We start from the raw sequence: 19,495 nt of genomic DNA, 5'->3' as shown, positions 1-19,495 counted from the left end.
CCAAAGGTATTATTGCGAAGAAAAACACGCCGCCAGCAAGCTTCGTCTACAGGTTGACAGGTCTGCGTAAACCATTAATTCGAGGGTATAGCGAGAAATATTTCTTGTCAACCGTCGCTATTAATGACAATCCGGCCATTATTAATTCCTCTTATTTTCACCGTTTACCGTTGACAACCCACCGGCAAAAAATTAATTCTGAACAGGCTTTCTTACGCCTTCAGGCGTAAGCCAGAAGAGGCGCGTTGCCCAGGTACGGTGTTGGAGGAGCCAGTCTGAAGAAAACATCGAAGGGGGAGCAACGCCGAGGTAACGCACTGCGCTGGCCGCGTGCGTTATCGGCTACAGAGGCTGAATCCTCTGGGTTGTCACCCGAAACGTTCACAGTCGAGCGTTTTATACTCCGCTCTCACGGCGTGCCGTAAAGCGAGTAGACAAGGTGGAGCACTTCTGGGGAACCGTAGTCGTTGCTGCGCCCACCCCCGTTACCCGCTCTTTCCTTGTGCCATGGCTGAAGAGAAAATCCCCTGACACGAGGTAGTTATGTCTGATTTAGTTGTCGCCAAATTTGGCGGCACCAGCGTTGCCGATTACGATGCAATGAACCGCAGCGCCGACGTGGTGCTTGCCGATGCTCATACCCGCCTGGTGGTGCTCTCCGCCTCTGCTGGCGTCACCAATTTATTAGTCGCGCTGGCCGAAGGGCTGGAAGCCAGCGAGCGCTTCGTCAAACTCGATGCTATTCGCAAGATTCAGTTCGATATCCTGGAACGACTCTCCTCCCCGAATGTGATTCGTGAAGAGATTGAGCGCCTGCTGGAAAATATCACTACGCTTGCCGAAGCGGCTTCACTTGCGACGTCCAGCGCGCTGACGGATGAGCTGGTAAGCCACGGCGAACTGATGTCGACGCTGTTGTTTGTGGAAGTACTGCGCGAGCGCGGCGTACAGGCACAGTGGTTTGATGTGCGTAAAGTGATGCGCACCAACGATCGCTTTGGCCGCGCCGAGCCGGACGTTACCGCCCTCTCCGGTCTGGCTGAGCAGCTGCTTTCTCCGCGCCTGGCCGACGGGCTGACCATCACGCAGGGGTTTATTGGTAGCGAAGCGAAAGGCCGCACGACTACTCTGGGTCGCGGCGGCAGCGATTATACGGCGGCGCTATTGGGCGAAGCATTGCACGCCGCGCGCGTTGATATCTGGACGGACGTACCGGGCATTTACACCACCGACCCGCGCGTGGTTCCGGCAGCGAAACGTATTGATGAAATCGCCTTTGAAGAAGCGGCAGAAATGGCGACATTCGGCGCGAAAGTGCTGCATCCGGCAACGCTGCTGCCTGCGGTGCGCAGCGACATCCCGGTGTTTGTCGGCTCAAGCAAAGACCCGAAAGCTGGCGGCACGCTGGTATGCAACAAAACGCCGCATCCGCCGCTGTTTCGTGCACTGGCGCTGCGCCGCAAGCAAACGCTGCTGACGTTACATAGCCTGAATATGTTGCACTCTCGCGGGTTTCTTGCAGAAGTTTTCGGCATCCTGGCGCGGCATAATATCTCTGTCGATCTGATAACCACCTCGGAGGTGAGCGTGGCGCTCACGCTGGACACCACCGGTTCCACCTCGACGGGCGACACGTTGCTGACCCAGGCGCTGCTTACCGAGTTGTCTTCTTTGTGCCGCGTTGAAGTGGAAGAGAACCTGGCATTGGTCGCGCTTATCGGCAACGACCTGTCAAAAGCCTGCGGCGTCGGCAAAGAGGTGTTTGGCGTGCTGGAGCCATTCAACATCCGCATGATTTGCTATGGCGCATCCAGCCATAACCTCTGCTTCCTGGTTCCGGGCGCGGAAGCCGAACAAGTAGTGCAGAAACTGCATCATAATCTGTTCGAATAAGTGACGAAAATATCTCCCGGCGATAAATATTTTGCCGGGTTATTTTTCAATGACATAACCTGCCTGAAAAGTGCTTCGCCGATCTCCCTGGCGTTTTTTGAAAGATACCTCTCTAAGATTTTTCTACCCTGCCGCTTTTTTCAGAGGCTAAAATGGTTTTTGTTAAATCTTCTGCGCGTATTGACGTTAATCGCGATAACATAACGAGTGCATTGTTTAAAAAGGTAAACAATGATTCTTTATCTAAAAAAACACTCGCCGGGCTGGTAGAAATAACCAACTCAACGAGCAAGCTATCAAGAAATGAAGCACAAAACATCTTCCTTAAAGATATCAGAATCCCCTATTCTGAAGGTTCAGCAGAAGTAGTCAACCAATTAACAAATATTCTTAATTGGGTAAACAAGCCCACCTTAAAACAACAGATCGAAAAATTTATTTATAATTGCAATAGCATAACTTCAGATAAAAACACCGCTACCGATTCTTCGCCCAGGGCGTCGAAACAGGACGGTAGCGATAACATCAGTCGCGAAAATAATGCGAGCATTTCAACATCCGTTGGCAAAAAGAAAGCAGAAGATAATAATAAAACACCGCTTTCTGAGAAACGTTATACTGGATATGAGAAAGATATTTCCAGCGTATTAAAAAATATCTCACCTATGGAACCAGGTAAACTCGTTGAACTTGTTAAAAAGCGAGACGATGCCCACATCCAGTTACGGGAAAAACAAGTTCAGTCCCGCCGTGAGCATTACCGGAATGAGAAATTAAAGACCGAGTGCCGCGCACTGAAACAAAAATTAAGTGAGTATAATCCGATAATCAGAAACCAGGAGTTACTGTACGAAGCGACTCACGGAACCGGTATTCATTTTAAACAAGAGCATATTGCTCCGCGTCGCGGGGAGCATTGCAAACTGGTCAGTTTAAGCCAGCTGGATGCTTATTTTGCTGAGCGCATGGGGAAACATGCTCTGCCGCTTCTGAAGGAACATCATTATGGTGTGAGCCTGAGGCAAATGGCAAAAGAAGAGGGGTCATTGCAGGGGGAAATTTTGCAGTCGACGACCCTGAAAAAAATAGCTGAGAAAATTGGTTATAGTGTCGAAATGGTTCGTCCGGAAAATCTTATAGAATTCAAAGATTGTCTGAAGAATAATATTAATGATAAAGGCATTATCATTTTTTATGCCCTTGAGACAGATGACCTTTATGATATTTATGATGACAGGTTTTTTGCGAATCATAATAGCGTAGAAACTTTCGAGCATGCGTCAGTTATATCATGGTATGATAGCGAAAGGGAAATATGCACCCTTAACCACTGGCAAGAAAAACACCCCGGCATTCCTGTTGAATTACTGTTTAAATCCAATCAAAGCCTGAAAGCAAGCCGTATGAAGGAATTTTACTCCCCTTCAGCGCAGGAAAATCATTTATACATGGATTACAAAGATCCACAAACGGGTAAAAGGCTCTACAAATATCGTATTGAGCACACTGAACAATACTGGAATGTAAAAGAGAGAAAAAACATTGAGCACCTGCAAACAATTTCCCCGGTTCCGGGAACGGGTTTCAAAGGTCTGGTAATGCTTATTGAGCCTGACAAAAATCACCCCCGCTGGAGTCAGCAGCAATAATACGTTCTGCACATGCCGTAGCGGTGCAAAAGCGAAAAAGCGATAAAGCGCGCAGGGAAACCTGTGCGCTTTTATTCAGGACAATGCACCTTTTTTGAAAGAAAAATTTCATTCATCCTGCGAATATACAGGCAATTCTGTATCAAGAATCTTTACTTCTATGCATAACATTATCCGCTATCGAAACCGACCCTATCTCCCTTTTGAAGCGAGAAAGCAGCAAAGCGAAACGTCCGACAGCGCGGATACTCCCTCCGGCCCCCTTCACCACGTCAAAAATTACCATACCGACTACCGTCTAAAATCCAGGGAGCTGCACTTATATAACGCCACACGCAACGATGCTGCGCTCTCGGTCATTGCCAGTATTGACGCTGTGAAATCCTGGGATGAAAGGCTCCAGGCGCTGGGTATGGCTATCACTATCCTCAATAATAGGGGTGAAGAGGGGAAAGCCAAAACATACGCCACAGCGATTTGTAAAAATTTTCCTAAGCATCAATCAATAAAAATCGACGCCGATCCGGCGCTAAACCTGCGCGGCCTGGCGTTTATCCTGCAATGCCAGGACAAGGAAACGCTTTATGATGCCACAATCTATGCGCTCGGCCTGAGGCTGGGCAGCGATGCGAAACAACAGATCCTGGATAGCCATTATATCAATGGTTTTGGCGCCAGCTGGAGCGCGCGCCTCGCATTAACGGGCCACTGAATCAGTACGACCGCTGCGGGCAAATAACACCGCTGACTACCAGCCGGAATATTACCGCGAGCACCGCGGATGTCACTCGAATAAAAGCCGTCTTGCGAGGCATTTTCCAGAATTGCGTTTCTGTGGCGGATTAATCGCAAACGGGGCATGCACAACAGCCATTCGTCGCGTACACTCGATACACTTCCTCAGGAGACAATCCCATGGCCCAGACCAGACTGACGCAAAAAGAGATGACGGAAAGTGAGCAGCGAGAACTGAAAACGCTGCTCGATCGCGCCCGCATCGCGCACGGACGCCCGCTCAGCAATTCTGAAGCGAACCATGTGAAGAAAGAGTTTATCGATAAGCTGATGGCCGAGCGCGAGCTTACGGCAAAAAAAGCCCGCCAGCTTCGTAAGCAACAGGCTTATAAACCCGACAGCGAGGCAACATTCTCCTGGTCTGCCAGCACCTCAACACGCGGCAGGCGTTAACTCACCCAGGTTCGCCTCAATAGTCATCGCGTTCGCCGTCTTCATCCGGCTGCTCAAGCACGCTATAAGCGACCGAACAGAACAGCGAGTTGAGGCGCTTCATATCGCCAAGCAGACCCAGATGTAACGAACTGGTTTCAATACTTTGCACGTTTTGCTGGTGCAGGCGATCCACGTGCGCGTGCGCGTAGCGGCGGTTCATAATGCGAAAACGGTGTTTGCTGCGACGCAAACGCCGGGCGCTGGTGACATCACCAGAGAAAAATACCGACATCGCCAGTTTAAGATTACCGAGCAGGCGCTCATGCAGCGCATCGAGTTCCTGCAACCCTTCTTGCGAAAATGCGCGGCGGGCGGCCAGAGATTTATCGGCAATCTCACTGCCCATACGCTCGACAATGTCAGAGGCTTGTTCCAGGTTGAGCGACATCTCAATGATCTCCGCCCAGCGCTTTGATTCCTCTTCCGCCAGTTCATCTTTTGGCATGCGCGCCAGGTAAAGCTTAATGGCCGTATACAGTACATTGATATCATCAGCCTGTTTGCGCAGCTCTTTTTCCTGGCGCGGCTCGCCATGTATGACTTTATGCAGGCCTTCGAGCATCAGTTCCATCGCATCGCCCATCCGCAGCGTTTCCCTCGCTGCATTCGCCAGCGCAAGCGTTGGCGTATCCAGCGCCGAGCTATCAAGATGTTTTGGCTTCAGCCGCGCATCCAGCTCCGGCTCCTCGCGAATCATTCGCTTACATAACCGCGCCATCGGCCCGGCAAAAGGCACCATCACCAGGCAACGAATCAGGTTATAGAAGACGTGAAAATAGATAACCAGTTCGGCTTCGGGCAGCGGCAATCTCTGCATAGAAGTAGCCAGAAGATGGACAAACGGCAGAATAATTAAGCTGCCCACCAGCTTAAACAGCAGGCTACCGAGCGCCACGCGACGCGCAGCGGCATTCGCGGCACTGTTATTGAGCATCGCCAGCAGGCCGGAACCCAGGTTAGCGCCAATCACCAGGCACAGCGCGACCGGGAACGAGATAATGCCTGCCGCGGCAAGGGTGGCGGTCAGCAACACGGCCGCCAGACTGGAGTAGCTGATAATGGCAAACACGGCGCCAATCAGCGCATCCAGCAAAATATCGCCGGTCAGCGACGCAAAAATAACCTGTACGCCGTTTGCCTGAGTGATAGGCGTGACCGCCTGCACGATAAGCTCCAGCGCCAGCAGAATAAGCCCAAGACCGATGCTAACGCGGCCCAGTTGCCCGGCGCGCGTTTGTTTTCGCCCAAGAAAGAAGATAACGCCAACAAAAATCAGCAGCGGCGATAGCCATGAGAGATCGAAGGTCAGGACGCGCGCCATCAGCGCTGTCCCGACGTCGGCCCCCAGCACAATCACTAAGGCCGGGGTGAGTGCGACCAGATCCTGCGCCACAAAGGATGTGACCAGCATCGTCGTGGCGTTACTGCTCTGCACCAGCGCGGTCACGCCAATGCCAGCGCAGAAGGCGAGCGGTTTTTTTTCAACGCTGCGGCTCAGTACGGTACGCAGACGCGCGCCAAAAACACGCATCACGCCAGTACGCACAATATGCGTTCCCCATACCAGCAAAGCGACTGCCGAAAGCAGATGAAGCAATGTCAACACAGACTACATTCCTCCTTTTTGTTGTTATGCGTTGCCAGTTATCCCTGGGACAACGTCAACTTTAATAACGTAAGTATAAGGTGTTAAAACAAGAAAGGGCGCAGGACGCAGCTTAAGCGCCCCGGGAGTTGTAAGGAAAAATGACGGTTTTGTGACCGCAACGAGGCTTTCGCGATTAGCGGGAGAGAGCGGCATCCGTTTGCGGGCTATTTTTACGTTTTGCCCAGCTGACAGAAGCGATTTTTAACACTTCAGAAAGTAAAAACAGCGTAATCGCCACCCACGCCACGCTAAAACCGGTGAAATGCAGAAACAACGGAATCAACGTCAATGAGCATTTTAGTGAAAGCAGCCGCGCAATTTCCTGCACAATAAAGAAGACATTATTGATCTCTTTTTTTACCGTCATCATCCATGCAGAAAAAACAAGCGACACAATCAGTGCGATATTGATAAGAAACAGGAACTGGAGGAATCCGCCCGTCAGCCCGCTCACCCCTAATTGCGGGTAAGTATTATAAAAACCTTTAATATCGGAGTAGAAAGGTATATTTCCACTCTGCAAAGAAAAGACAAAATAACTGGCTAACGCCAGCACATCCATTATTCCCCAGAAAACGAATATTTTATTTTTTAAATTCATAATCTTCATCTCTTACGCCAGGAATCCAGTACCATGACTTACCCGACACGGCCCAGGCATCATCGCCTTCCTGGTATTTTTGGTAAATAGAACGTTTTTCGCCATAGCGCCTGATAACCGAACGATTATAGATTATCTCCCGACTGTCCGGCGAAACGCTTTCGGGTACCGGCGTCCACTGCTGGATTTTATCGCGCGAGGTGTTCATATAATCCTTACCGTCTGACCCAAACACGCGCCCTTCATCCCCCATGCTGGTTGCCCGATTGAGCAGCATCACCGCCGCATTTTTCACCCCGTGGAAGTCGTTTTCGCTGGTTTTCCAGAAACCAGGACCATACTCCGGCGTCACCGGCACAAAGGTGCTGCGGGTCGGAGCCGGGCGGCCATGCCTTGCTACGCTGTCTTTAAAACCGTGCAAAATAGTTCTGATATACACTGCATTAAACGACATGCTTTGCACACAAAACAGTTCGGCATTTTCGGCGATAAAGAAAGGATAATAGAAGCGACTGCGCGCGCTTACATTCGGGCGCACCACGACGACCACGCCTTTATCCACCAGGCTTTCAATGTATTTTTCTTTTTGATGGCCTAACGGATCGTGCGGTAAACCGTATTTGAAGCCATGATGACGCTTTATCGTATATCCATCAATACTGCCCAGTACATTATTGGGGCTATTTTCAATGAAATACTCTTTTTTAATAAAATTTTTAGCGATATCTGGCGCCAGGATGTTTTCAAAATCCTTCGGCAAAAGATTTCTTTTTCTTATATCATAAATATCCATTTCAGAAGACCCTGGTTAAATTTACGAAAAGTAAATGGGCAACAAAAAAGTAAGCAATTTTGCCTTAAGGCAGCGACCATCATACGCATGAAGCGGAAAAAGCGCCTAAGAAAATATCTTACTTTAAGAATCATCTTAGTTTCAATTTGTATTATGTTTGCTTAGGAATTTTTTGGTGAGGGCTATACAAAAAGGGGGCATATGAAATGCCCCCGTAATATTAATCTGCATCGTAGCCTAAATTCGGTGCCAGCCAACGCTCAACATCTGTCACCGGCATACCTTTACGACGAGCATAATCCTCCACTTGATCACGCTGAATCTGCGCCACGGCGAAATACTTGCTGTCCGGGTGGCTGAAATACCAGCCGGAAACAGACGCGCCCGGCCACATGGCAAAAGATTCCGTCAGTTGCATACCGGTGTGCTTTTCTACATCCAGTAGCTGCCAGATGGTGCCCTTCTCGGTGTGTTCCGGGCAGGCCGGGTAGCCTGGCGCCGGGCGAATGCCCTGGTAGTTTTCGCGGATGAGCTCTTCATTGCTAAGGTTCTCGTAGGGCGCGTAGCCCCAGTAAACTTTGCGCACCCGCTCGTGCAGATATTCCGCAAAAGCTTCCGCCAGGCGGTCGGCCACCGCTTTGACCATAATTTTGTTGTAATCATCATGCGCCGCATCGTATGCCTGCGCCAGCGCGTCCTCTTCCAGACCGCCGGTCACGGCAAATGCGCCGATATAATCCGCTTTGCCGCTGTGTTTCGGCGCAACAAAATCAGCCAGGCAGTAGTTGGCAAAGCCCACTTTTTCCGTTTGCTGGCGCAAATGATGCGCGACCGTCAGCACATGCGTGCGGGTTTCATCACGATAAATTTCGACATCATCCCCCACGCGATTCGCCGGGAACAGCCCCACCACACCGCGTGGATTGAGCAGCTTTTCCGCACCCAGCTTATCGAGCATATCGTTAGCGTCTTTAAACAGGCGCTGCGCCTCTTCTCCTACCACCTCGTCTTGCAGAATACGCGGGTATTTGCCCGCCAGCGACCAGGTCATAAAGAACGGCGTCCAGTCAATATAGTTGCGCAGCGTCTCGATGCTGGCCTCAACGTCCTGCACGCCTAAACGATGCGCCACCGGCGGCGTATAGCTTTGCCAGTCAAAGGCCAGATCGTTTTCGCGCGCAGCCTGCAAGCTTACCGGCGGCGTGCGCGGTTTTTTACGCGCGTGCTGGATGCGCACAGTTTCATACTCTTTGCGCGTACGGGCGACAAATTCATCATGCTGCGTTGCAGAAAGCAGCGCCGAAACCACGCCCACGGTGCGTGAGGCGTTTTGCACATAGACCGTCGGCCCGCTGTAGTTCTGCTCAATCTTCACCGCCGTATGCGCTTTCGACGTTGTCGCGCCGCCAATCAGCAGCGGAACGGTAAAGCCCTGGCGCTCCATCTCTTTCGCCACGTTGACCATTTCATCCAGCGAAGGGGTGATAAGCCCGGAGAGGCCGATTAAATCTGCGTTCACTTCGCGAGCGGTTTTCAGGATTTTATCCGCTGGCACCATCACGCCAAGATCGATAATTTCGTAGTTGTTACATTGCAGCACAACGCCAACAATGTTCTTGCCGATATCATGCACATCGCCTTTCACGGTAGCGATCACCATCTTGCCGTTACTGCTGCCCTTCTCTTTGCTGGCTTCAATAAACGGTTCGAGATACGCCACTGCTTGTTTCATCACGCGCGCCGATTTCACCACCTGCGGCAGGAACATTTTACCTTCGCCAAACAGATCGCCGACCACGTTCATGCCGTCCATCAGCGGCCCTTCGATAACCTCAATAGGCCGTGCGGCCTGCTGGCGCGCTTCTTCGGTATCCTGCTCGATAAACTCGGTAATACCTTTGACCAGCGCGTATTCCAGGCGTTTTTTGACATCCCAGTTGCGCCACTCCGCCAGCTGCGCGCTTGCGCCGTCATCGGCGGCCTTACTGCCCCGGTATTTTTCTGCCAAATCCAGCAACCGCTCGGTCGCATCGTCGCGGCGATTGAGGATCACGTCCTCTACCGCATCGCGCAGTTCCGCTGGCAGGTCGTCGTAAATCGCCAGCTGCCCGGCGTTGACGATACCCATATCCATACCGTTACGGATGGCGTAATAAAGGAACACGGCGTGAATCGCTTCGCGCACCGGATCGTTGCCACGGAACGAGAACGACACGTTTGAGACGCCACCGGAGATCAGCGCGTGGGGCAGCTCGCGTTTGATATCTTCACACGCGCCAATAAAATCCTGGGCATAGTTGTTGTGCTCTTCTATCCCGGTCGCAACGGCGAAAATATTCGGGTCGAAAATAATATCTTCCGCCGGGAAACCCACCTCTTCGGTGAGAATTTTATAGGCGCGGCGACAGATTTCGATTTTGCGCGCGCGGGTATCCGCCTGGCCTTCTTCATCAAACGCCATCACCACTACGGCGGCACCATAGCGGCGCACCAGCTTCGCGTGATGAATAAACGCCTCCACTCCCTCTTTCATTGAGATAGAGTTGACGATGCCTTTGCCCTGGATGCACTTCAGCCCTTTTTCGATGACGTCCCATTTCGAGGAATCAATCATGATCGGCACGCGGGCAATGTCCGGCTCACCGGCAATCAGGTTGAGGAAGCGCACCATCGCCGCTTCGGCGTCCAGCATCCCCTCATCCATATTGATATCAATAATTTGTGCGCCGCTTTCAACCTGCTGCCGCGCCACATCCAGCGCCTCGCTGTATTTTTCTTCTTTTATAAGCCGCTTGAATTTAGCCGAACCGGTGACGTTGGTGCGCTCGCCAACGTTCACAAACAGGCTGTCGTCGCCAATATTCAGCGGCTCAAGGCCCGCCAGGCGACATGCCACCGGAATCTTCGGAAGCTGACGAGGCGCCAGCCCCTCTACCGCCCGGCTCATCGCAGCAATATGCTCCGGCGTGGTTCCACAGCAGCCGCCGACAATATTCAGGAAACCGGCCTGCGCCCACTCGCGGATTTGCGCGGCCATGGTGTCGGCATCAAGATCGTATTCACCAAACGCATTGGGCAGGCCAGCGTTCGGGTGTGCGGTGACGTAGCACTGGGCAATGCGCGAAAGCTCCTGTACATACTGGCGCAGCTCGTCCGGCCCCAGCGCACAGTTAAGGCCAAACGTGAGCGCATCCGCGTGGCGTAACGAGTTATAAAACGCCTCCGTCGTCTGCCCGGAGAGCGTGCGCCCGGATGCGTCGGTAATGGTGCCGGAAATCATGATCGGCAGCGCCACGCCCAGCGCGTCAAACTCTGCTTTGACAGCAAAAATCGCCGCTTTGGCGTTAAGCGTATCGAACACCGTTTCGATAAGGATCAGGTCCGCGCCGCCGTCCACCAGCGCTTTGGTTGATTGGCGATAGGCGCTAACCAGTTGATCAAAGGAGATATTACGAAATGCCGGGTCGTTCACATCCGGCGAAATAGAAGCTGTACGGTTCGTCGGGCCAAGCACCCCGGCAACATAGCGCGGTTTTTCTGGTGTCTGCGCCGTCCATTTATCCGCACAGGCGCGCGCGAGCCTGGCAGCGGCAAAGTTGATTTCCGCCGATAGCGATTCCATTTGGTAATCAGCCATAGCGATAGTTGTGGAGTTAAAGGTGTTGGTTTCGATGATATCCGCGCCGGCGGCAAAATAGGCGTCGTGAATTTCTGCTATCACCTGCGATTTGCTGAGAACCAGCAAATCATTGTTCCCTTTCAGATCGCAGGGCCAGTCGGCGAAACGCTCGCCGCGAAAATCCTGCTCACTCAATCGATAGCTCTGAATCATGGTTCCCATTCCGCCATCCAGAACCAGGATTCGCTTATTTAACTGCTGCTTCAGTTGTTCAACTTTGCTGCTCACACGTGCTCCCGACAAGGCTCAATCAGGCCAAAAGGCCAGCAAGCCATACTGGCACAAAGTGGCGAGAGGGAAAAGTCACACTGCTTTAACATGAGAGATGTTCAGCATCACTCATCCGATCAGTCTGTTAAAGAGTTAGGTTATACTCAGTTAAAACGAAAACGATTTCCACGATACAGAAAAAGGAGCCCGCAATGGTCGCTACCGTTCCCGCGAAACGAGGCAGAAAAGCAACCACCCCCGCCGCTCCGGCCGGTGGACAAGTCCAGTCGCTGACCCGTGGTCTGAAACTACTGGAATGGATTGCCGAATCCAACGGCAGCGTAGCGCTCACGGAGCTGGCGCAGCAGGCTGGTTTACCCAATTCCACCACCCATCGTCTGCTCACCACTATGCAACAACAAGGGTTTGTTCGCCAGGTTGGCGAGCTGGGCCACTGGGCTATTGGCGCACATGCTTTTATTGTCGGCAGCAGTTTTTTGCAAAGCCGCAACCTGATGGCGATTGTTCATCCTATCCTGCGTGACCTGATGGAAGAGTCCGGTGAGACGGTCAATCTGGCGGTACTTGATCAGAGCGATCATCAGGCCATCATTATCGATCAGGTGCAATGTACACAGTTGATGCGTATGTCTGCGCCGATTGGTGGCAAACTCCCGATGCACGCCTCCGGCGCCGGAAAAGCCTTTTTGGCCCGGCTAAATGAAGACCAGGTCAGCCATCTGCTGCATCGCCAGGGTTTACACGCCTACACCCATGCGACGTTGGTTTCGCCGGTGCATCTCAAAGAAGATCTCGCCCAGACGCGTAAGCGCGGCTACTCCTTTGATGATGAGGAACATGCGCTCGGTCTGCGCTGCGTCGCTGCCTGTATTTATGATGAGCACGGCGAGCCGTTCGCCGCGCTGTCAATCTCCGGCCCCATTTCGCGCATTACGGACGATCGTGTGACGGAGTTAGGCGCGATGGTTATCCGTGGCGCCAGGAAAGTGACGCGCGAATATGGCGGAATGCTCTGAATTCAGGCGAGCGCGCAACGGACAACGGGCAGCGATCGCTGCCCGTTACGTTCTTCTCAGCTATCTCACCCGGCCTTGCTCAGCGCGCCCGCGCCGAAGCGCACGCTAAAGCGCTGGCGTCTGCGGTAGGCAAAGACATCTTCCACATGCCCCTGTCGGATGCGCGCCTGCAAGCCGCGCCAGTAATCCGCGCGCAAGAGATCCGCGTGCATCTCTTCAAACAAGGGGCCAATCGCCGGGTCAGCGCACAGCCAGTGGCGAAACTCCTCCGGGAACACATCGCCTGGCGCAACGCTATACCACGGCTCGGCGCTCAGCTCGTCTTCCGGGTAACGCGGCGGCGGAATATCGCGGAAATTCACCTCGGTCATATAACAAATTTCGTCATAGTCATAAAACACCACGCGCCCGTGGCGGGTCACGCCGAAGTTTTTAAATAGCATGTCGCCGGGAAAAATATTAGCAGCGGCCAGCTGACGTATGGCATTGCCATACTCTTCTACCGCATCGCGAAGTTGCGGGCCGCTCACCTGCTCGAACCAGATGTTGAGCGGCACCATCCGGCGCTCAATATAGAGATGGCTGATAGCGATGCGCTCGCCAAGGTCAGTGATTTTGCCCGGCGCTTGCTCCAGCAGCAGCGCCATCAGCGAGTCGGAAATCTGCCGCTTTTCCAGCACGAAGTTTTCGAACTCTTGCGTGTCGGCCATGCGCCCGACGCGATCGTGTTCCTTAACCAGCTGATAGCAGGCGCGCACATGCGCTGCGCTCATCTCTTTTTGTGGCGGAAAAACGTCTTTGATGACTTTGAAAACCCTGTCGAAACCGGGCAGGGTAAAGACCAGCATCACCATGCCGCGAATGCCTGGCGCTTCAATAAACTGTTCGTTGCTGGCGGTCACATAGTGCAGATATTCACGGTAACTTTCTGTTTTGCCGTGCTTCTGGCAGCCAATCGCCATATACAGCTCGGCGGTGGTTTTCCCCGGCAGGATCTCGCGCAGCCACTCAACGGTTGCCGCAGGCAGCGGTGCATACACCATAAAATAGGAGCGGGCGAAACCAAAAACGATACTGGCTTCCGCCGGGGTCGTCAGGCAGGCATCAACAAACAGTTCTCCATCATCAGTGCGGTGAATCGGCAACAAAAAGGGCAGCGTCGCGCCAGGCGTAACCAGCTTGCCCACCAGCCAGGCGGCTTTGTTGCGATAAAAGAGTTCGTTCGCCACCTGCAGATGAGACTGGCTAAGCGTGTCGCTACCGAAGGCTTCCGTCAGATGCGCGGCGATATACCCCACGTCGCGCGCCTTATCCTGCCAGGGCAAACGCAGGGGTAAATCAGACAGCAGCTTAGTGAGCAGCGCCTCCCAGCCGCGTTCTGGCCAGAAGGTTTTGGCCAGCGGGCGAGGAATGGTGCGAAAGCGCCGCTCAGGCTGCGAGCTAAAAATAAATAATCGCTCCGGGGCTAACGAGCGGTGATCGAACAGGCGGCAATAGACAGAGTTAAAGAAACTTTCGGCAATTTCAAAACGTGGGTATTCCGGTAATAGCTGCGTGTAGTGCTCTTTCACGCGCTGTAAGAACGCCGCGTCAGGGGTTTGGCTATCAGTGATGCACCGCAGTTGTTCCACTACCAGACCGACGTGGTGATCGTAGAGGTGGATACGCTGTTTCATCGCTTGCTGGACGGCATGCCAGTCAGCCTGCTCAAAGCGTTGCTGCGCGCCGGAGGTCACTTCCAGAAAACGCCCGTACTGGGCGTCGAACCCCTGCAAAATTGTTTGGGCAATCAACAACTCCAGGCCACGCGACATAGCTTTCCCTCATAGCAGGCGGTTAGTGTTCTCTTCCCAAAGGGGAAAACCCTCTCCTGCGAGAGGGTCTGAGGCTCAGAACTGTGCTTCTTCGGTCGAACCGGTCAGCGCGGTCACGGAGGAGGCGCCGCCCTGAATAATCGTGGTGACGTTATCGAAGTAGCCAGTACCCACTTCCTGCTGGTGAGAGACGAAGGTATAGCCCTCTTTACCCGCCGCGAATTCAGGTTGCTGCACTTTCTCAACGTAGTGCTTCATGCCTTCTCCCTGCGCATAAGCGTGGGCTAAATCAAACATGTTGAACCACATGCTGTGGATACCGGCGAGGGTAATAAACTGGAACTTATAGCCCATATCTGACAACTCTTGCTGGAAACGGGAAATGGTGTCGTCGTCGAGATTCTTTTTCCAGTTAAATGATGGCGAGCAGTTATAGGCAAGCAGCTTGCCAGGGTATTTCGCATGAATAGCTTCAGCAAAACGGCGCGCCTGGTCGAGATCGGGTTTTGACGTTTCACACCACACCAGGTCTGCATAGGGTGCGTAAGCCAGGCCACGGCTAATCGCCTGCTCGACGCCCGCCTGGGTGCGATAAAACCCTTCACTGGTGCGCTCGCCGGTGATAAATGCGCTGTCATACGGGTCGCAATCGGAGGTTATCAGATCGGCGGCATCCGCATCGGTGCGCGCCACGAGCAGGGTCGGAACGCCCAGGACATCTGCCGCCAGGCGTGCCGCAACCAGTTTCTGCACCGCTTCCTGGGTTGGCACCAGCACTTTCCCGCCCATATGACCACACTTCTTCACTGACGCCAGCTGATCTTCGAAGTGAACAGCCGCTGCACCGGCTTCAATCATCGATTTCATCAGTTCAAACGCGTTCAGTACGCCGCCAAAACCGGCTTCCGCGTCAGCCACGATCGGCAGAAAATAGTCCACATAGCGCGCGTCGCCCGGCTCAATACCTGCCGCCCACTGGATCTGATCCGCACGGCGAAAAGTATTATTGATGCGCTCAACCACCGACGGCACTGAGTTTGCCGGGTAGAGCGACTGGTCCGGGTACATACTTCCCGCGAGGTTAGCATCTGCCGCGACCTGCCAGCCGGAAAGATACACCGCCTCAATCCCTGCTTTCGCTTGCTGCAACGCCTGCCCACCGGTAAGCGCGCCCAGGCTGTTGATATAGCCCTTTTTCGACTCGCCATGCAGCAGACGCCACATTTTCGCGGCACCAAGCTCTGCCAGCGTGCACGCCGGGTTCACCGAACCGCGCAATTTCACCACCTCCTCCGCGCTGTAAGGGCGACGGATACCTTCCCAGCGCGGCTGAGTCCATTCATTCTGTAATTCTTCGATTTGTTGGGTACGGGTTTTCATGTGCAGATGCTCCATATTGTTCACTCCTGGAAACCCAGGCGTTATTGGTGAAGTTGTGTCGTCAGCGTGTTAAGCCAGCAGGCGATAGCCGGGCAGCGTCAAGAAATCAATCAGTTCATCGGAGGTGGTGATTTGCTCCATCAGCCGCGCGGCATCGTCAAAACGCCCGCTGCTAAAACGCGCCTCGCCCAGCTCTTGCTCAATAACCTGCATCTCTTCGCCCAGCATCTGGCGGAACAGCGCTTTGGTCACTGGCTTACCGTTACTGAGCGTTTTTTGGTGATGGATCCATTGCCAGATGGAGGTGCGGGAGATTTCTGCGGTGGCCGCGTCTTCCATCAAACCATAGATAGGCACGCAGCCGTTGCCGGAGATCCACGCCTCGATGTATTGCACCGCGACGCGAATATTGGCGCGCATCCCCTCTTCGGTACGCTCGCCTTCGCAAGGTGCCAGCAGTTGCTCTGCGGTGATTGGCGCATCATCTTCGCGGCTGACCGCCAGCTGGTTTTTACGATTGCCCAGCGCGGCGTTAAAGACCTCCATCACCGTGTCGCCAAGCCCAGGGTGCGCAATCCAGGTGCCGTCGTGACCGTTTTTCGCTTCGAGTTCTTTATCGGCTTGCACTTTGTTCAGTACCCAGTTGTTGCGCTCGGCGTCTTTGCTGGGAATAAAGGCCGCCATGCCGCCCATGGCGAATGCGCCGCGCCGGTGACATGTTTTAATCAGCAGGCGTGAATAAGCACTCAGGAAGGGTTTATCCATCGTCACCACCTGGCGGTCAGGCAGCACGCGATCCGGGTAATTTTTCAGTGTTTTGATATAGCTGAAGATGTAATCCCAGCGGCCACAATTCAGGCCGACAATGTGATCACGCAGTGCATGGAGGATCTCATCCATCTGAAACACGGCGGGCAAGGTTTCAATCAGCAGCGTCGCTTTGATGGTGCCGCGCGGCAGGTTGAAGCGATCCTCCGTGTAGCTGAACACCTTGCTCCACCATGCCGCTTCTTGCCAGGCCTGGGTTTTAGGTAAGTAGAAATAGGGGCCGCTGCCTTTGGCGAGCAGGTTTTTATAGTTGTGGAAAAAGTAAAGGGCGAAATCAAACAAGCTGCCGGGGATAGCATCGCCGCGCCAGGTCACGTGTTTTTCCGGCAGATGCAGGCCACGCACCCGGCAAACCAGAACCGCCGGATTGGGTTTTAATTGATAGATTTTTCCCGCTTCATTGGTGTAACTGATGGTGCCATTTACCGCATCACGCAGATTGATTTGCCCGTCGATGACCTTTCCCCAGTTCGGTGCCAGGGAGTCTTCAAAGTCAGCCATAAACACTTTTACGTTTGCATTTAAGGCGTTGATCACCATTTTGCGTTCGACCGGCCCGGTGATTTCTACACGACGATCCAGTAAATCCTCAGGAATGCCGCGGATTGTCCATTCACCTTCACGAATGGAAGCGGTTTCCGAAATAAAATCAGGCAAGGTTCCGGCATCGATCTGCTGTTGCTGGTGCTGGCGTGCCGTCAATAGCTGATTACGCTCAGGCGTAAAGCGCGCCACCAGTTCGCTCAGGAATTCCACCGCTTCCGGAGTAAGTATTTGTTTTTCTTGTTCGCCATACGGCTGAGTGAAAGCCAGTTCATTGGACGTGGTCGCCTGTTGTGTCATAGTCCGGTTCCTCTTTATTTGCAGCGAAGACTGTTTCCCGTGCGAACGAAGTCGGCTGTGCAATTTTCGTTCAGCAAGATCAATCCTGGACCCTATCTTTTCTAAAATCAAAAACAATTTCCATTTTCAATTTAAAATAAAGTTAATTTATTGATAACATAGATATTATTTTTTATTCTGATTAAGAAGCGATTTTTGGAAACAAAAAAGGCGCCAGAAGGCGCCCGGGATGGGAGGCTGAAACGCTTAATCGAGCGTTGGATTCATATGGCGAAGATCGTATGGCGTGATCTGGTAAACGTAATAGTTTAGCCAGTTGATAAACAGCAAATTGCCGTGGCTGCGCCAGGATGCACGCGGTTTGTTCTGCGGATCGTTATGCAAAAAGTAGTTATAGGGCAATTCAGGACTCAGACCAGCGTCGACATCGCGGAAGTACTCATTCGCCAGCGTGTTAGCATCGTACTCCGGATGACCGGTCACGAAAGCGATACGTTTATCTTTGCTGGCGAACAGGTAGGCGTCGCCCCCTTCCGTTTCAGCAAAGATTTCTAAATCCGTGTAGTCGCGGATAAGTGCGGCCGGGAAGTCGGCGTAGCGCGAATGGGGTGCGAGGAAAACGTCATCAAAACCACGGGTCAACAGCGCGTGAGGATGGAGAATATGGTGTTCGTATACGCCGGAAAGCTTTTCATTGCGGGTTTGTTTAGGGATGCCGTAGAGGATATTTAACGCTGCCTGGACAGCCCAACAGACGAAGAGGGTCGACGTGACGTGATCTTTGGCCCAGTCCAGCACCTGTTTTATCTGGGGCCAGTATGCAACATCGTTGAACTCCACCAACCCTAACGGCGCACCGGTAACAATCAACCCATCGTAGTTTTCGTGACAAATTTCGTCGAAATTACAGTAAAAGGTGTCGAGATGCTCAGCTGGCGTGTTGCGCGACTCGCGACAATCGATGCGCAACAAGCGAACATCGACCTGCAGCGGTGAGTTCGATAACAGGCGCAGAAACTGATTTTCCGTCTCAATTTTCTTCGGCATCAGGTTAAGGATCAGCACCTTAAGGGGGCGAATTTCCTGAACTGTCGCGCGTGAGGTCGTCATGACAAAGACGTTCTCATTGCGCAAGAAATTGACGGCTGGCAGCTCGTCCTGCACCCGAATCGGCATAACTTATTTCCTCACCGCATACGTTTAAACGTTTAGACATCCAGATAGCCGAAGATACCCAGGAATGACTAAAAAGTCGAGCATGGAAATGCAAGGTGAGAAAGTTTCACGACTCCAGGATGCGTGAGAAGCTAGCTAACGATCGTCGGCTTGTTATCATCTCTGGCGTTGTTTGCAAACCCCAGCGCTGCCAGCACTTGCTGGTCGCTGAGCGCTGTCGGGCCAGCAACAACTCTCGGTTCACGGCATTTTCTCCGGGCGGCGTGAAAGGTCATCTCAAGAATAGCGCGCTCTTCGACCGGTGATAAGCCGCCTTCATTCATCTCCAGCGCATGGGAAAGGATGGCCAGACGCCCTATGCCAGGCAGTGAATGCCAGAGGGTTCGTGGTGCGACTTGTTGAATCAATCCGTGGAGCAATTTTTCCGCCGGGAAGAAGTCGGCGATAAGTATGCGTTGGTTGCTGAAGGTCTGGTTACCGGAGGCCTGCTGCTGAGTGCTGAGATTGCGCACAACCATGCGGTTTTTATACAGCCGGGCGTAAAGGATCACCATGACGACCTCCTTGATGGATAAAGTAAACCAATAAGTTTACCGCATCCGCAGAAGGCGCGCCCGGACTGTTTCTGCGCGACAGAAAGCAAAAAACCCCGGCCTTGCGGTCGGGGTTCTTCGTTATCTGATGCCTGGCAGTTCCCTACTCTCGCATGGGGAG

General features: G+C 52.9%; 14 protein-coding genes and 1 riboswitch. Of the genes, 5 read left to right on the top strand and 9 right to left on the bottom strand.

The features are described from left to right. Positions 1-227 precede the first annotated feature (227 nt). Positions 228-458: riboswitch (Lysine riboswitch) on the top strand. An 85-nt stretch (positions 459-543) separates the two neighbouring features. From lysC to ACTU3N_RS18920, 4 genes are all read left to right on the top strand, one after another. Further along, positions 544-1,893 (top strand): lysine-sensitive aspartokinase 3, encoded by a 1,350-nt coding sequence (gene lysC, locus ACTU3N_RS18935; RefSeq protein ID WP_443087674.1) that lies wholly within the window; start codon positions 544-546, stop codon positions 1,891-1,893. A gap of 152 nt (positions 1,894-2,045) precedes the next feature. Then, positions 2,046-3,542: a hypothetical protein gene (locus ACTU3N_RS18930; RefSeq protein ID WP_443087673.1), complete on the top strand. Its 1,497-nt coding sequence runs from the start codon at positions 2,046-2,048 to the stop codon at positions 3,540-3,542. A 160-nt stretch (positions 3,543-3,702) separates the two neighbouring features. Further along, positions 3,703-4,254: a hypothetical protein gene (locus tag ACTU3N_RS18925; RefSeq protein ID WP_443087672.1), complete on the top strand. Its 552-nt coding sequence runs from the start codon at positions 3,703-3,705 to the stop codon at positions 4,252-4,254. A gap of 203 nt (positions 4,255-4,457) precedes the next feature. Next, positions 4,458-4,730 (top strand): DUF3811 domain-containing protein, encoded by a 273-nt coding sequence (locus ACTU3N_RS18920; protein WP_443087671.1) that lies wholly within the window; start codon positions 4,458-4,460, stop codon positions 4,728-4,730. A gap of 16 nt (positions 4,731-4,746) precedes the next feature. Here ACTU3N_RS18920 and ACTU3N_RS18915 read toward each other — a convergent pair whose 3' ends face one another. The 4 genes from ACTU3N_RS18915 to metH form a co-directional block, all read right to left on the bottom strand. Next, positions 4,747-6,378, bottom strand: a complete 1,632-nt coding sequence (locus tag ACTU3N_RS18915) for a Na/Pi cotransporter family protein (protein ID WP_443087670.1) — start codon at positions 6,376-6,378, stop codon at positions 4,747-4,749. A 175-nt stretch (positions 6,379-6,553) separates the two neighbouring features. Continuing rightward, positions 6,554-7,021: a hypothetical protein gene (locus ACTU3N_RS18910; RefSeq protein WP_443087669.1), complete on the bottom strand. Its 468-nt coding sequence runs from the start codon at positions 7,019-7,021 to the stop codon at positions 6,554-6,556. After that, positions 7,005-7,814: a hypothetical protein gene (locus tag ACTU3N_RS18905; protein WP_443087668.1), complete on the bottom strand. Its 810-nt coding sequence runs from the start codon at positions 7,812-7,814 to the stop codon at positions 7,005-7,007. Before ACTU3N_RS18905 ends, ACTU3N_RS18910 begins: the two co-directional genes overlap by 17 nt. 220 nt (positions 7,815-8,034) lie before the next feature. After that, a complete protein-coding gene (gene metH, locus ACTU3N_RS18900; protein ID WP_443087667.1) occupies positions 8,035-11,721 on the bottom strand; it encodes a methionine synthase in 3,687 nt (1,228 codons plus the stop codon). A 194-nt stretch (positions 11,722-11,915) separates the two neighbouring features. Here metH and iclR point away from each other — a divergent pair, with 194 nt between their 5' ends. Next, positions 11,916-12,740 (top strand): glyoxylate bypass operon transcriptional repressor IclR, encoded by an 825-nt coding sequence (gene iclR, locus ACTU3N_RS18895; RefSeq protein ID WP_443087666.1) that lies wholly within the window; start codon positions 11,916-11,918, stop codon positions 12,738-12,740. A gap of 65 nt (positions 12,741-12,805) precedes the next feature. Here iclR and aceK read toward each other — a convergent pair whose 3' ends face one another. The 5 genes from aceK to ACTU3N_RS18870 form a co-directional block, all read right to left on the bottom strand. Further along, complete coding sequence (aceK, locus tag ACTU3N_RS18890) at positions 12,806-14,554, bottom strand: bifunctional isocitrate dehydrogenase kinase/phosphatase (RefSeq protein WP_443087665.1); 1,749 nt, start codon at positions 14,552-14,554, stop codon at positions 12,806-12,808. Positions 14,555-14,629: 75 nt separating this feature from the next. Further along, positions 14,630-15,949: an isocitrate lyase gene (gene aceA / locus ACTU3N_RS18885; RefSeq protein WP_443087664.1), complete on the bottom strand. Its 1,320-nt coding sequence runs from the start codon at positions 15,947-15,949 to the stop codon at positions 14,630-14,632. A 54-nt stretch (positions 15,950-16,003) separates the two neighbouring features. Beyond that, the gene (gene aceB / locus ACTU3N_RS18880) at positions 16,004-17,605 is read right to left on the bottom strand and encodes a malate synthase A (protein WP_443087663.1); all 1,602 of its coding nucleotides are present in this window, start codon (positions 17,603-17,605) and stop codon (positions 16,004-16,006) included. 246 nt (positions 17,606-17,851) lie between these two features. Beyond that, entirely contained in the window at positions 17,852-18,781 is a 930-nt protein-coding gene (metA, locus tag ACTU3N_RS18875; protein WP_443087662.1) for a homoserine O-succinyltransferase MetA, read from the bottom strand. A gap of 131 nt (positions 18,782-18,912) precedes the next feature. Continuing rightward, the gene (locus ACTU3N_RS18870) at positions 18,913-19,335 is read right to left on the bottom strand and encodes a YjaA family stress response protein (protein WP_443087661.1); all 423 of its coding nucleotides are present in this window, start codon (positions 19,333-19,335) and stop codon (positions 18,913-18,915) included. Positions 19,336-19,495 lie beyond the last annotated feature (160 nt).

This window comes from Vagococcus sp. WN89Y (genome assembly GCF_052220145.1).
GTDB lineage: Bacteria > Pseudomonadota > Gammaproteobacteria > Enterobacterales > Enterobacteriaceae > Kosakonia.
Note: the sequence above shows the minus strand (reverse complement) of the source record. Positions and strands in the feature narration are given on the sequence as shown.